Source organism: Methylobacter luteus IMV-B-3098, assembly GCF_000427625.1.
GTDB lineage: Bacteria > Pseudomonadota > Gammaproteobacteria > Methylococcales > Methylomonadaceae > Methylobacter > Methylobacter luteus.
In genome coordinates this window covers 4310970-4323604 of record NZ_KE386569.1, presented here as the reverse complement: position 1 = coordinate 4323604, position 12635 = coordinate 4310970, and the positions used below count along the sequence as shown (strand labels likewise).

The 12635-nt window shown below is 50.7% G+C and carries 15 protein-coding genes; 13 read left to right on the top strand and 2 right to left on the bottom strand.

Translation table 11 applies throughout. The annotated features are described in order from the left end of the window. Positions 1-12: 12 nt before the first annotated feature. Positions 13-981: a calcium/sodium antiporter gene (locus tag METLU_RS0122415; RefSeq protein WP_027160148.1), complete on the bottom strand. Its 969-nt coding sequence runs from the start codon at positions 979-981 to the stop codon at positions 13-15. Positions 982-1244: 263 nt separating this feature from the next. Between METLU_RS0122415 and METLU_RS0122410 the strand changes: the two genes are divergently transcribed. The 13 genes from METLU_RS0122410 (at position 1245) to METLU_RS0122350 (ending at position 12195) form a co-directional block, all read left to right on the top strand. Next, on the top strand, positions 1245-2102 hold the full coding sequence (locus tag METLU_RS0122410) for an ABC transporter ATP-binding protein (protein WP_027160147.1): 858 nt from the start codon (positions 1245-1247) through the stop codon (positions 2100-2102). 4 nt (positions 2103-2106) lie between these two features. Further along, positions 2107-2889, top strand: a complete 783-nt coding sequence (gene mlaE, locus METLU_RS0122405) for a lipid asymmetry maintenance ABC transporter permease subunit MlaE (protein WP_027160146.1) — start codon at positions 2107-2109, stop codon at positions 2887-2889. 1 nt (position 2890) lies between these two features. Next, positions 2891-3370, top strand: a complete 480-nt coding sequence (mlaD, locus tag METLU_RS0122400; RefSeq protein WP_027160145.1) for an outer membrane lipid asymmetry maintenance protein MlaD — start codon at positions 2891-2893, stop codon at positions 3368-3370. Beyond that, the gene (locus tag METLU_RS0122395) at positions 3367-3699 is read left to right on the top strand and encodes an STAS domain-containing protein (RefSeq protein ID WP_027160144.1); all 333 of its coding nucleotides are present in this window, start codon (positions 3367-3369) and stop codon (positions 3697-3699) included. Before mlaD ends, METLU_RS0122395 begins: the two co-directional genes overlap by 4 nt. Positions 3700-3729: 30 nt before the next feature. Next, positions 3730-4995, top strand: a complete 1266-nt coding sequence (gene murA, locus METLU_RS0122390) for a UDP-N-acetylglucosamine 1-carboxyvinyltransferase (RefSeq protein ID WP_027160143.1) — start codon at positions 3730-3732, stop codon at positions 4993-4995. Between the two features lie 10 nt (positions 4996-5005). Continuing rightward, positions 5006-5632, top strand: a complete 627-nt coding sequence (gene hisG / locus METLU_RS0122385) for an ATP phosphoribosyltransferase (protein ID WP_027160142.1) — start codon at positions 5006-5008, stop codon at positions 5630-5632. Between the two features lie 4 nt (positions 5633-5636). Next, positions 5637-6947, top strand: coding sequence for a histidinol dehydrogenase (gene hisD, locus METLU_RS0122380; RefSeq protein ID WP_027160141.1), 1311 nt, complete (start codon positions 5637-5639; stop codon positions 6945-6947). Between the two features lie 79 nt (positions 6948-7026). After that, positions 7027-8115, top strand: coding sequence for a histidinol-phosphate transaminase (hisC, locus tag METLU_RS0122375; protein WP_027160140.1), 1089 nt, complete (start codon positions 7027-7029; stop codon positions 8113-8115). A gap of 207 nt (positions 8116-8322) precedes the next feature. Then, positions 8323-8925, top strand: a complete 603-nt coding sequence (petA, locus tag METLU_RS0122370; RefSeq protein WP_027160139.1) for a ubiquinol-cytochrome c reductase iron-sulfur subunit — start codon at positions 8323-8325, stop codon at positions 8923-8925. Beyond that, complete coding sequence (locus tag METLU_RS0122365; protein ID WP_027160138.1) at positions 8922-10322, top strand: cytochrome b; 1401 nt, start codon at positions 8922-8924, stop codon at positions 10320-10322. The genes petA and METLU_RS0122365 overlap by 4 nt, the downstream gene beginning before the upstream one ends. Position 10323: 1 nt before the next feature. Further along, positions 10324-11046 carry a cytochrome c1 gene (locus METLU_RS0122360; RefSeq protein WP_027160137.1) on the top strand — a complete coding sequence of 241 codons (723 nt, stop codon included), beginning with the start codon at positions 10324-10326 and terminating at the stop codon, positions 11044-11046. A 169-nt stretch (positions 11047-11215) separates the two neighbouring features. Continuing rightward, complete coding sequence (locus METLU_RS0122355; RefSeq protein ID WP_196806590.1) at positions 11216-11821, top strand: glutathione S-transferase N-terminal domain-containing protein; 606 nt, start codon at positions 11216-11218, stop codon at positions 11819-11821. Further along, positions 11818-12195, top strand: coding sequence for a ClpXP protease specificity-enhancing factor (locus tag METLU_RS0122350; protein WP_027160135.1), 378 nt, complete (start codon positions 11818-11820; stop codon positions 12193-12195). The genes METLU_RS0122355 and METLU_RS0122350 overlap by 4 nt, the downstream gene beginning before the upstream one ends. Positions 12196-12235: 40 nt before the next feature. Here the strand turns inward: METLU_RS0122350 and METLU_RS0122345 are convergent, their stop codons facing one another. Further along, positions 12236-12568, bottom strand: coding sequence for a DUF1820 family protein (locus METLU_RS0122345; RefSeq protein WP_027160134.1), 333 nt, complete (start codon positions 12566-12568; stop codon positions 12236-12238). Positions 12569-12635 lie beyond the last annotated feature (67 nt).

Here is a 12635-nt window from a genome sequence, read left to right as displayed (position 1 = left end):
CTGCCGGAAAAATCAAGCGACAACCGCGCTTTGATAGAGGAACCATCCATAAACAGTATAAGCCGACACCAAGCCGAATCCTTCCCAACGACTGATGTACCCGGCTTTCGATATACCATAACCCAAAATAAACAATATGCCGGTAAAAGCCAGCATGACCGGAAAATCGCGTGCCAGGACACTTTCGGCAACAGGCCCTGGTGCCAGCACGCCCGGCATTGAATAAACAGCCAACAAATTATAAATATTCGAGCCGACGACGTTCCCGACCGCCAGATCATCTTCATTTTTCAGAACACTGCCGACTGAGGCGGCCAATTCCGGCAGGCTCGTGCCTACAGCGACAATCGTCAGGCCAATCACCACATCACTGACACTAAAAAACTGGGCGATATTGACCGCCGACATCACCAATACGCGGGAACTCAGCAATAGTCCGATCAATCCAAACCCAAAATAAAGCCACGCTTCTTTGTTGGGCAGATTCCCGGGTAACTCGACCACCATCTCCTCGCCTAAAGGATCGCGTTGCTTTTCATTGGCCGCCGCACGAATCAGCCAGCCCGTAAATGTGATCAAACCTGCCAGCATCAAAGCGCCGTCAAAGAAATCCCACCCGTCAAGAGACAGCAGGTAGCTGCCGATACTGATGGCCATCAAAACCGGCAACTCTCTTCTTAAAATACGGTAATGAAACGCCAAAGGCGCCACCAGCGCCGTAACCCCCAGAATCAAGCCGATATTGGCTATATTGGAGCCCAGCGCGTTGCCTATAGCGAGACCGGCATTCCCCTGCCAGGAGGCGATGGCTGATACCAGAATTTCCGGCGCGGATGTTCCCACGCTGACTATCGTCAAACCAATGAGCAATGGAGAAACGCCATAATTTCTGGCAATAGAGGCCGTTCCCATAACGAACTTATCCGCTGAATAGACTAAAACAGCCAATCCCGCTAACAAAGCAATAAAATTGATAACCATGGGTTGCCAGCTCAAAATTGCTTATTATGCCATGTTTATTCCATTCATGTACTATGGGAACTTCTATTAAAATACTCTCATAAGTCTTGGTTTTGTCGTTTACTGCCCAGTCTTCCTGGAGCAGCCATCCATACATGTCTCTATGACGTTTTGAAGATGCAAAGCGTTACTTTTTCTTTCTCAAACAACCGTATATTGACTTAGCAGGGACTAGTCATAGAAAATAGCGGGTTTAGATTCCGAAATATATGTCTTAACCACGCATGGATAACAGCGTTTCCTCTCAAAACAGCTTAGTTTCTGTTCATAATTTGTCGTTTTCCCGGGGCAATAAGAAAATATTTGACGATATTTCGCTGGAATTCGAACGCGGCAAAATTACCGCCATCATGGGCCCCAGCGGCACGGGTAAAACCACGCTGTTGAAGTTGATCGGCGGCCAGCTGTTTCCATCCCAAGGCTCTGTAACGGTAGACGGACAGAATGTCCACCGCTTGCGCCGGTCGGAATTGTACAATTTGCGCAAACGCATGGGCATGCTTTTTCAAAGCGGGGCCTTATTAACGGATATGAACGTCTATGATAATGTGGCTTTTCCGTTACGCGAACATACTCATCTGCCCGAATCCATGATCCGCACGCTGGTGCTGATGAAACTGCAAGCCGTAGGACTGAGAGGCGCGCGCAATATGATGCCTAACGAACTGTCCGGAGGCATGGCCAGGCGCATCGCCTTAGCCCGTGCGATCGCACTGGATCCTATGATGATCATGTATGACGAGCCCTTTACGGGCCAGGATCCCATTTCCATGGGCGCGCTGGTGCATTTGATCAAATCGTTAAATAACACCCTGGGCCTGACCAGCATTATCGTCTCGCACGACGTCCATGAAACAGCGGCGATCGCCGACTATATTTATGTGCTGTCGGAAGGAAAAATCATCGGCGAGGGCACACCGAAGGAAATTCAGCAATCGAAATCGGAATGGGTTCAACAATTCATGACCGGAGCAGCGGACGGCCCGGTGCATTTTCATTATCCTGCAACAGACTACGTTGACGACCTTCTATTATCTAAAAAACGTTCTGGCCGGGTATCAAAGCGTTACGGACAGCTATAAAAACATGATGCAATTGCTACAATATCTAGGCAGAACGACGCGCGCCAGTTTTACCAAACTGGGACGCGGCACATTCTTCCTGCTCCATACGCTTGCAGGCCTTGGCAGCATTCTGCCCAGACCCAGACTGATTCTTAATCAGATGTATTCTGTTGGCGTCCTGTCCTTTCTGATTATCACCATTTCAGGGCTTTTTGTCGGCATGGTGCTGGGTCTGCAGGGCTATTATATTCTGTCTGATTTTGGCGCCGAAGAAACACTCGGCGTCATGGTTGCGGCGTCGCTGGTCAGGGAGTTGGGTCCTGTCGTGACGGCTTTGTTGTTCGCCGGCCGGGCCGGGTCCGCTTTAACGGCTGAAATCGGACTGATGAAAGCGACAGAACAGCTTTCCGGCATGGAAATGATGGCCGTTGATCCGATTAAACGTATTATTTCTCCGCGCTTTTTGGCCGGCTTCTTATCCATGCCTTTGCTGGCGGCATTATTCAGCATGATCGGCATTCTGGGCGGGCTCATGGTCGGCGTCGGCCTGCTAGGTGTGGACGAAGGCGCTTACTGGTCACAGATGCAGGCCAGCATGGATTTTCATGATGATATTGTCAATGGCGTCATCAAGAGCATTGTTTTTGGTTTTGTAGCGACCTGGATAGCGCTGTTTGAAGGCTATGACACCATCCCGACTTCCGAAGGAGTCAGCCGCGCCACTACGCGCACCGTCGTCAATTCAGCTTTTAGTATTTTAGGTCTTGATTTCATTCTGACCGCACTCATGTTCGGAGATAATTAACATGCAGCACACCAGTACCCAGGACACGCTTGTCGGGCTTTTTGTCGCCTCAGGCATCGTTGGCCTGCTCTTTCTTGCTTTGCAAGTCAGTAATTTAAGCTCTTTTATTAAAGAAGACACTTATACTGTGACTGCCCGTTTCGAGAACTCCGGCGGACTGAAGGTTAAATCGGCGGTTTCCGCGGCCGGCGTTAAAATAGGGCAAGTCAGCGCCATCAATTTCGATCCAACCACTTACGAATCTGTCGTTGAAATGCATATCAACGCAAAGTACACCACCATACCGGATGATACGAGCGCCAGCATTTTTACCGCCGGCCTGTTAGGCGAACAATACGTCAATCTGGTGCCGGGCGGCTCGGAAGATTATCTGAAAAACGGCAGCGCAATTGAAATCACGCAGTCCGCCATCATCCTGGAGAAAGTGATCGGCCAGTTCCTGTTTAAGTCGGCCGAAGAAAAAGCGGAAACAAAAAAGTGACTCAGCTGAACATTATCGATCAGGGAGCGGGGCATTTTATTATCGATGGTGATTTGACCTTTTCAACGATAGACAAGCAGACAGTAAAATCATTTACTTTCCTGAAGACGGCCAAACACATCACCATCGATCTTAGTCGAGTCTCATCTACAGACAGCGCAGGGCTTGCGCTCATGATCGAATGGATAAAATATACGCGCGATCATAAAATCCAGTTGCGCTTTAAAAACATTCCCGAGCAACTGCTCAACCTTGCCAGACTGAGCGGCTTCGATAAGACGAGCCATTTTACAAGTCAGCCAGATTCGCCAGAGTTTACTGATCTTTAGCATTTACCAAGATAACCCAAGACATTCTGTATGGATAAATTAATCATTACCGGCGGCAAAAGACTTTCAGGAGATCTGCGTATCTCCGGCGCCAAGAACGCCGCCTTACCCATCCTGGCTGCAACGCTGCTCTCGGAAACGCCCGTGAGCGTCGGCAACATACCGCATCTGCACGACATCACGACCACGATGGAATTACTGGGCCGCATGGGTGTTCATCTCATCGTTGACGAAAAAATGAACATCGAGGTCGACACAAACTCGATCACCAGTTTCGAAGCGCCGTACGAACTTGTCAGAACCATGCGCGCCTCGATCCTGGTGCTGGGCCCCCTGCTGGCCCGGCATGGCGAGGCGCATGTCTCATTGCCGGGCGGATGCGCCATAGGCACACGCCCAGTTGACATTCACCTCAGTGGATTGGCTAAAATGGGCGCGGATATCACCGTCGAAGGCGGCTATATCCATGCCAAAGTCGACCGCCTGAAAGGCTGTCGACTGGTACTCGAACAGATTACCGTCACCGGCACCGAAAACCTGCTCATGGCAGCCACGTTAGCCGAAGGCACCACGATTATCGAGAATGCCGCCAAGGAGCCGGAAGTCAGCGATCTGGCTTATTTCCTGAACAAAATGGGCGCCAAAATTTCCGGCATCGGCACCGATGTCCTGGTCATTGAAGGCGTTGAAAAGCTGGGTGTGGAAAATCTGCACTATAATATTCTGCCCGACCGCATCGAAACCGGTACCTATCTCGTCGCCGCCGCCATCACCGGCGGGAAAGTCAAGCTGAAGAATACGCGACCGGATCTGCTGGATGCCGTTCTGGCAAAATTGACCGAAGCGGGCGCCGACATCACAACCGGCGAAAACTGGATTCAACTCGATATGCACGGCAACAAGCCAAAAGCCGTCTCTGTGCGCACGGCTCCCTACCCGGCTTTTCCAACCGACATGCAGGCCCAGTTCACGGCCATGAACACTGTCGCGGAAGGTGTCGGGATTATTACCGAAACGGTTTTTGAAAACCGGTTCATGCATGTCCAGGAAATGCAGCGCATGGGCGCCGATATCAAGCTGGAGTCGAACACCGCCATCTGCACCGGCGTTAAAAAGCTGACTGCAGCGCCAGTTATGGCGACTGATTTAAGGGCTTCCGCGAGTCTGGTCATCGCCGCCCTCGCCGCCGAAGGCGATACGCTGGTTGACCGCATCTACCATATAGACCGCGGTTACGACCATATCGAAGAAAAACTCTCACAACTGGGCGCGACCATACGCCGCGTACCAAGATAAGGGATCTGCCATGCTGACTATCGCCGTATCCAAAGGTCGAATTTATGAAGAAGCCCTGCCCTTGCTGGAAGAGGCAGGCATCACACCGATCGACGATCCCAAAAAATGCCGCAAGCTGATTTTGCAAACCAGCCGTGACGACGTTCAACTGGTCATCATCCGCGCGACCGACGTGCCTACGTTTGTCGAATACGGCGCCGCCGACCTCGGCATCGCCGGCAAGGATGTGTTGCTGGAACACGGCGCCGAAAGCCTGTACGAACCGCTGGACCTGAAAATCGCCTGCTGCCGGCTCATGACCGCCGCGCCTAAGGATGCGCCGGATATCTCGGGCAGAATCCGCGTGGCGACCAAATACGTCAAAACCGCCCAACGCTATTTTGCCAGTCGCGGTATTCAGGCCGAAATCATCAAATTATACGGTTCCATGGAACTGGCGCCCCTGGTTGGCCTGGCCGATTGCATCGTTGACCTCGTCGATACCGGCAATACCCTGAAGGCCAACGGTCTGGAACCGCGCGATCTCATTATGAACATCAGTTCGCGCCTGGTCGTGAACAAAGCGGCCATGAAGATGAAACATCAGGCTATTCAGTCTTTACTCGATCAATTTGAAAAAACCCTTGCGGAAAGATAACGCTATGTCCGATTTAAACATTACCAAACTGGATGCCTCATCAGCTGATTTTGACCGGCAACTGAAAAACCTGCTGGCCTGGGATGAAACCGACGATTTGGAAATTCATCAACGCGTGCTGTCCATTATTGCCGACGTGCGCAAAAACGGCGATAAGGCCGTGATCGAACACACCAACCGCTTTGATCACTGTCGGATTACCGATGCCAGCGAACTGGAATTGTCCCGGGAGACGCTGAAATCGGCTTGGGAGAAGTTGCCTGCCGACCAGGCCAAGGCATTGCAGACAGCGGCCGACCGCATCCGCGCCTACGCGGAAAAACAAAAGATGGAATCATGGCAATACATTGAAGCTGACGGGACGCTATTGGGGCAGAAAGTTACGCCGCTGGATCGCGTAGGGCTTTATGTACCAGGTGGCAAGGCGGCTTATCCGTCTTCAGTCCTCATGAACGCGATCCCGGCAAAAGTCGCCGGTGTCGGCGAATTAGTCATGGTCGTGCCTACGCCTCATGGCGAAACCAATGAACTGGTGCTGGCGGCCGCGTATCTGGCGGGCGTTGACCGCGCCTTTGCCATCGGCGGCGCACAAGCTGTCGCGGCACTCGCTTACGGCACGGAAACGGTTCCGGCTGTAGCCAAAATCGTCGGCCCCGGCAATATCTATGTCGCTACAGCCAAAAAACTGGTTTTCGGGCAGGTCGGCATCGACATGATTGCCGGCCCTTCGGAAATTCTGGTGATCTGCGACGGCAAGACCAATCCCGACTGGATTGCCATGGACCTGTTCTCACAGGCTGAGCACGATGAAGACGCGCAAGCCATTCTGATCAGTGATGACGCAGATTTCCTGGCTGCCGTCGAGCAAAGCATCCGCAAATTATTACCGCAAATGGAGCGGGCGGACATCATCAGAACCTCGCTGACCACTCGCGGCGCGCTAATCAAAGTCGGGAATTTAAAGGAAGCCGCCGAGGTAGCCAATATCATTGCACCGGAACATTTGGAATTGTCGGTTGAAGACCCTGTCGCCTTATGCGATCACATCCGTCATGCCGGCGCTATTTTTATGGGCCGCTATACCGCCGAAGCCTTAGGCGACTATTGCGCCGGCCCCAATCATGTCTTGCCGACATCGAGCACCGCCCGCTTCTCATCGCCTTTAGGCGTTTACGATTTCCAGAAGCGCTCCAGTCTGATCAACTGCTCCGAGGCAGGTGCGGACATGCTGGGCAAAACCGCATCGATATTGGCGCGAGGCGAAAGCCTGACCGCTCATGCGCGTTCCGCCGAATACAGAATCAAATCAGACTAAAGACCCAAGGCGCAAGGCGGACAAGTTTTCGCCCTGCGACTTGACAATTACTTTTCACCTTTGTCTTGAGTCTTAATTTATGTCACAAAATGATTTGATTGCCTCCGTATTTCGCCAGGAAGTGCTGGCCCTGTCTGCCTATAAAGTGGCCGATGCCAAAGGTCTGATCAAACTCGACGCCATGGAAAACCCCTATACCTGGCCCGACGATATCAAGGCCAGCTGGCTGGAAGCGTTGAAAGACTGTCCGTTAAACAGGTATCCTGATCCTGAAGCCAAAACGCTTGCGGCAACGCTGAAACGCCTGAATCAGCTGCCCGACCAGTTCGACATACTGCTGGGCAATGGCTCCGATGAAATCATTCAGTTGCTGTTAATGGCACTGCCGTCAAATGCCTGCGTCATGGCGCCTGATCCCGGCTTCGTCATGTATAAACAACTGAGCCACTGTCTGGGCTTGAGCTACCATGGCATTCCTTTGCGGGCCGATAGTTTTGATCTGGACGTGCCGGCCATGCTGGCCGCCATTGAAGCGCATCAGCCTTCGGTTATTTTTCTGGCCTATCCCAACAATCCGACCGGCAACTTATTCAGCGAAGACGCGATGCTGGCGGTTATCAAAGCGGCCAAGGGACTTGTGGTCATTGATGAGGCTTACGCGCCTTTTGCCGATGCCAGCTTTATCGATCGGCTGGATCAATTCGATAACCTCCTGGTCATGCGGACCGTATCCAAACTGGGGCTGGCCGGCCTGCGCCTGGGCTATGTTGCCGGTAGCCGGGCCATTATCGAACAACTTAACAAAATCCGTCTGCCTTATAATATCAACAGCCTCACGCAAATCAGCGCCGACTTCGCCCTGTCCAATAAATCGTTGTTTGACAGCCAAACCCGGCAAATCTGTATTGAGCGGGCCATCGTATTTGATCAACTGAACAGCATGGACGGCATTATCGCCTACCCGAGCGCGGCTAATTTCATTCTGTTCAGAGCGCCGAAAAACCAGGCGAACAATATCTTCGCTTCATTAAAAGAACAGGGCATTTTGATAAAAAATCTGGCGCCGCAAAGTGGCTTGTTAAGTGATTGTCTGCGCGTCACAATTGGCACACCGGAGGAAAATAAGGCTTTTCTTGCTGCGTTAAGAAAAAGTCTGGCCGATCATTAAGCTGATTATCAGGTTATTGACCGCACAGATATATAGATTGAGATGCCAGCCATGCATAATGTCCTTCAATCAAGCCGGGCTGCCGATTCCCGGACCATTACGTATAAACGCTTCAAAATAGTTAAGTTGTAATGGTATATTGGCATCCATAAAAACTAGAAAATCATGTGCTTTTTAAAGCACAGACCCAACCAGGAGACTTTATAAATGAATAATGAAGGCGTCGATAAGTCCAAGCGCCAGTTTTTGACCACGGCGTTGACTGTGGTGGGGGCGGTCGGCACAGGCTATCTAGCGGTCCCTTTTCTGGCTCAAATGCAGCCCAGCGTCAAAGCGATGGCGGCCGGAGCACCTGTTGAAGTTGACATCAGCAAAATGGAACCAGGCCAATTGCTTAGAGTCGAGTGGCGCGGCAAACCGGTCTGGATTCTGAATAGAACACCGGAAGTCCTTGCGACGCTGAAAACACTCGATAACGAGCTTCGGGACCCGCTCTCGCAGGAATCCATGCAGCCGGCATCGAGCAGAAATCCTGTACGCTCGATCAAACCTGAAATTTTCGTCGCCGTAGGCTTATGCACGCATCTGGGCTGCTCGCCTACCTTCCGCCCGGAAATTGCCCCTAATGATCTGGGCGATAGATGGAAAGGCGGTTTTTTCTGCCCTTGCCATGGCTCCTGGTTTGATCTGGCCGGCCGCGTTTATCGCGGCGTGCCGGCGCCTACCAACCTGGAAATTCCTCCCTACCGTTATATTACTGACACATTGATCATCATTGGCGAAGAATCCAACGCGGGGGCAAGCGCATGAAACCATCACGTCTAACGACATACGGCAACTGGGTCCTGGACCGTTTTCCGCTTACCAAACTCTGGAATGACCACATGGCGCAATACTATGCGCCGAAAAACTTCAATTTCTGGTATTTCTTTGGCTCGCTGGCCTTGCTGGTGCTGGTCAACCAGTTTGTGACCGGCATCCTGCTGACCATGAATTACAAGCCGGATGCTCAACTGGCCTTTGACTCCGTCGAATATATCATGCGCGATGTCAACTGGGGCTGGCTGGTGCGCTATATGCACTCCACCGGTGCTTCGGCCTTTTTCATTGTCGTCTATCTGCATATGTTCAGAGGCCTGCTGTATGGCTCGTTCAAGCAGCCCCGCGAATTGATCTGGATCTTCGGCATGCTGCTGTTTGTTGCGCTGATGGCCGAAGCTTTTATGGGCTATCTACTGCCTTGGGGACAAATGTCCTACTGGGGCGCGCAGGTGATCATTTCACTGTTTAGCGCCATTCCCGTGATCGGCGATGAATTGTCGCTCTGGGTCCGTGGCGATTATGTCGTATCCGATGCCACGTTAAACAGATTCTTTGCCTTCCATGTTATTTCAGTACCTTTGGTCCTGGTGTTACTGGTTTTCCTGCATATCGTAGCATTGCATGAAGTAGGCTCCAACAATCCGGACGGTATTGAAATCAAGAAAAACAAGGACGCTAACGGCATTCCTTTGGATGGTATCCCTTTTCATCCCTACTATACCGTTAAGGATATCGTCGGCGTCGGCGTATTCCTGTTGTTTTTCGCGACCGTTATTTTTTACATGCCGGAAATGGGCGGTTATTTCCTGGAGCACGCCAACTTTATTCCGGCCGATCCGATGAAAACGCCTGAGCATATTGCTCCGGTCTGGTACTTCACGCCGTTTTACGCTATTTTGCGCGCGATTCCGGACAAATTCGCCGGCGTTATCGGCATGGGCGGCGCTATTGTCGTGATGTTCCTGTTACCGTGGTTGGATCGCAGTGAAGTCAAATCCATCCGCTACCGCGGCGGCATTTACAAAAAAGCCCTGTTGCTTTTCGTCATCAGCTTTCTCGGTTTGGGCTATCTGGGCACGCAGCCTGCAACACCGGCCGCGACAACCGTTGCCCGTATCTTCACGGCGATTTATTTCGGATTCTTCCTGTTAATGCCTCTGTATACGCGTTGGGAAAAATCGAAGCCACTACCGACACGCTTGACGGATCAGCCCAGCCTTGAAGACCGTGTTCCTGCGCTGATAGAAACTTACCATGAAATGACCCTGCTGAAACCGCTCACAAAAGAAGACGGCACAGCCGTTATGAAGAGAAGACCTAACCTTGCAGGCATTCTCAACGTCATCACTCGACTAGCAATAAAACTAAAAAAGAGCCTCGATTGATATGAAAAAATTTATCACCCTATTTCTATTGTTGATTCTGCCTTTGGGCGTTTATGCATCTGAGGGCATGAAACTGCAAGAGGCCGATATCGATCTTTCCGATAACGCATCCTTACAGCGCGGAGCCAAGCACTTTGTAACCTATTGCCTGGGCTGTCATTCGGTCAAGCATATCCGTTATTTGCGCATCGCCCTTGACCTTGATGTCGACGAAAAGAAAGTCCTGAAAGACATAGCGCCGGAAGGCGCCGGAATCTATGACCAAATGCACAGTGCGATGAATGCGCATGACGCGGAGAAATGGTTCGGCATTCAACCGCCCGATCTGTCATTGATCGCCCGCTCTCGCGGCGCTGATTGGCTGTACAGCTACTTGAAGGGTTTTTATACCGATAAAAGCAAACTCTTGGGCACAAACAATGCGGTTTTTCCGGACGTCGGCATGCCTAATGTATTCTGGCAATTGCAGGGCGAACAAAAACCCCTGTATAAAAAAGTGGATGGCAAACAGGCTATCGATAAACTGATCATAGAAGAACCGGGCGCTTTAACAGAGCTAGAGTTCGACCGCGTAGTCAGCGATCTGGTCAATTTTCTGGTTTATGTCGGAGAACCCGTGCAACTGGAAAGGCAACGCATGGGCAAGTATGTCATATTCTTTATTTTTATGTTTGTCGGCATAGCCTATCTTCTGAAGCGAGAGTATTGGCGAGACATCCATTAATTTACGGTGGCGAAAACAGGGACGTTTTCTTGCCATGCGCATCTAATTCCAATACTTTACTACCGGTCAAAAACCTGATCTTCCATGCTATAATGCCCACTTTTACCGCCCCACACCGTCCTAAATGAGGTTGTTATTCGTGGCAAATATTAATACTCGCAAATCTGTAATGACGCTTTTTTCATCCCCTACATGTGCAATGAGCCACTGCGCCCGTTTTGTTTTGCACGAGAAGGGGGTTGTCGCAGACATAGAATATTATGATCCGAATGACCCGCCCGAAGATTTGCTTGAACTGAACCCGACCGGCACATCGCCGACTCTGATAGAGCGGGATCTGGTTCTCTACGATTCGCGAATCATCATGGAATACCTTGACGAGCGCTTTCCGCATCCACCTTTGCATCAGATGGATCCGGTGTCACGCGCTAATGCCAGGATGCTGATTAAACGTATAGATCAGGATTGGTATCAGTTATTGGATGAGATTTTATATTCCGGCGAAAAAAAATCAGCCCGGGCCAAGAAGATGCTCAAGGAAAGTTTGCTGTCCGCCGCGCCTATTTTTGCCGCCAGACCTTATTTTATGAGTGATGAGTTTTCGCTGATTGATTGCGCCCTCGCTCCCTTATTATGGCGCTTACCGAGCATAGGCATTGATGTGTCGACGCCGAGCGAAGCGATTACAAACTATGCCCAGCGCATATTCAGAAGACCCGCATTCAAGCGGAGTCTCAGCGATGCCGAAAAAGAAATGGCTGATTCACCAAAATGACTTCTTTAAAACCCTATTTGATTCGTTCAATCTACGAATGGATTATTGATAACAACCTGACGCCGCATTTGCTGGTCGACGCTGAAAATAGCGACGCCGTTCTGCCGCAGGAATTCATTGAAGACGGAAAAATCGTCTTGAATATACGGCCTGAAGCTATACAGGGGCTTTCTCTGGGCAATGAGGAAATTCAATTCAATGCCCGGTTTGGCGGCAAACCCATGCATATCGTCACGCCGATAGCCGCTGTGTTGGCCATCTACGCCAAAGAAAACGGCAAGGGCATGATCTTCGATCATGAAGATACAGAAGGCGACGAGCCGCCTCCGGAAAAAACTCCACCCAGCAAACCCAATCTACGTATCGTAAAATAATTTCTCTGCCCGATCCGCCAAAAGGCGATTGGGCAAAGCTTTATTTCTTATCCGGCGGATAAAGCGCGGACAAGCGGCCACGGTCCTCTGCCCCATCCTTGGGAATAGCTACAATCTTTGCCGTCCCACGCTTTTTTACCTGATCGATACGGATAATCTTGTGCATAGGAATAAAAGAGCGATTGACTCCTTCAAACTCGGACCGGAGCTTCTCTTCCGTCGGGTCAACAACAATTGAGCTTTTCTCGCCAAAAATGAAATCCTCAACAATTACGAATCCATAAATCTCTGCTTGATAGACGCTTTTAACATAAACTTCATAGACTTGCTCCTGGTTGATAAAAGCGACTTTATAAATATGCTTTTCCGACATGCCGATTATGTACCTGAATGAAGATAAATTTCCGATATTTTAACCGGATTCAGATGCTTATACACTA

Bases quoted from the DNA above. Each gene is read 5' to 3' on its own strand.
- METLU_RS0122350 (WP_027160135.1), top strand. From the start codon at position 11,818: ATGACTTCTTTAAAACCCTATTTGATTCGTTCAATCTACGAATGGATT.
- mlaD (WP_027160145.1), top strand. From the start codon at position 2,891: ATGCAGCACACCAGTACCCAGGACACGCTTGTCGGGCTTTTTGTCGCC.
- murA (WP_027160143.1), top strand. From the start codon at position 3,730: ATGGATAAATTAATCATTACCGGCGGCAAAAGACTTTCAGGAGATCTG.
- METLU_RS0122415 (WP_027160148.1), bottom strand. From the start codon at position 981: ATGGTTATCAATTTTATTGCTTTGTTAGCGGGATTGGCTGTTTTAGTC.
- mlaE (WP_027160146.1), top strand. From the start codon at position 2,107: ATGATGCAATTGCTACAATATCTAGGCAGAACGACGCGCGCCAGTTTT.
- METLU_RS0122345 (WP_027160134.1), bottom strand. From the start codon at position 12,568: ATGTCGGAAAAGCATATTTATAAAGTCGCTTTTATCAACCAGGAGCAA.
- hisC (WP_027160140.1), top strand. From the start codon at position 7,027: ATGTCACAAAATGATTTGATTGCCTCCGTATTTCGCCAGGAAGTGCTG.
- METLU_RS0122410 (WP_027160147.1), top strand. From the start codon at position 1,245: ATGGATAACAGCGTTTCCTCTCAAAACAGCTTAGTTTCTGTTCATAAT.
- METLU_RS0122360 (WP_027160137.1), top strand. From the start codon at position 10,324: ATGAAAAAATTTATCACCCTATTTCTATTGTTGATTCTGCCTTTGGGC.
- METLU_RS0122355 (WP_196806590.1), top strand. From the start codon at position 11,216: ATGACGCTTTTTTCATCCCCTACATGTGCAATGAGCCACTGCGCCCGT.
- METLU_RS0122365 (WP_027160138.1), top strand. From the start codon at position 8,922: ATGAAACCATCACGTCTAACGACATACGGCAACTGGGTCCTGGACCGT.
- hisD (WP_027160141.1), top strand. From the start codon at position 5,637: ATGTCCGATTTAAACATTACCAAACTGGATGCCTCATCAGCTGATTTT.
- hisG (WP_027160142.1), top strand. From the start codon at position 5,006: ATGCTGACTATCGCCGTATCCAAAGGTCGAATTTATGAAGAAGCCCTG.
- petA (WP_027160139.1), top strand. From the start codon at position 8,323: ATGAATAATGAAGGCGTCGATAAGTCCAAGCGCCAGTTTTTGACCACG.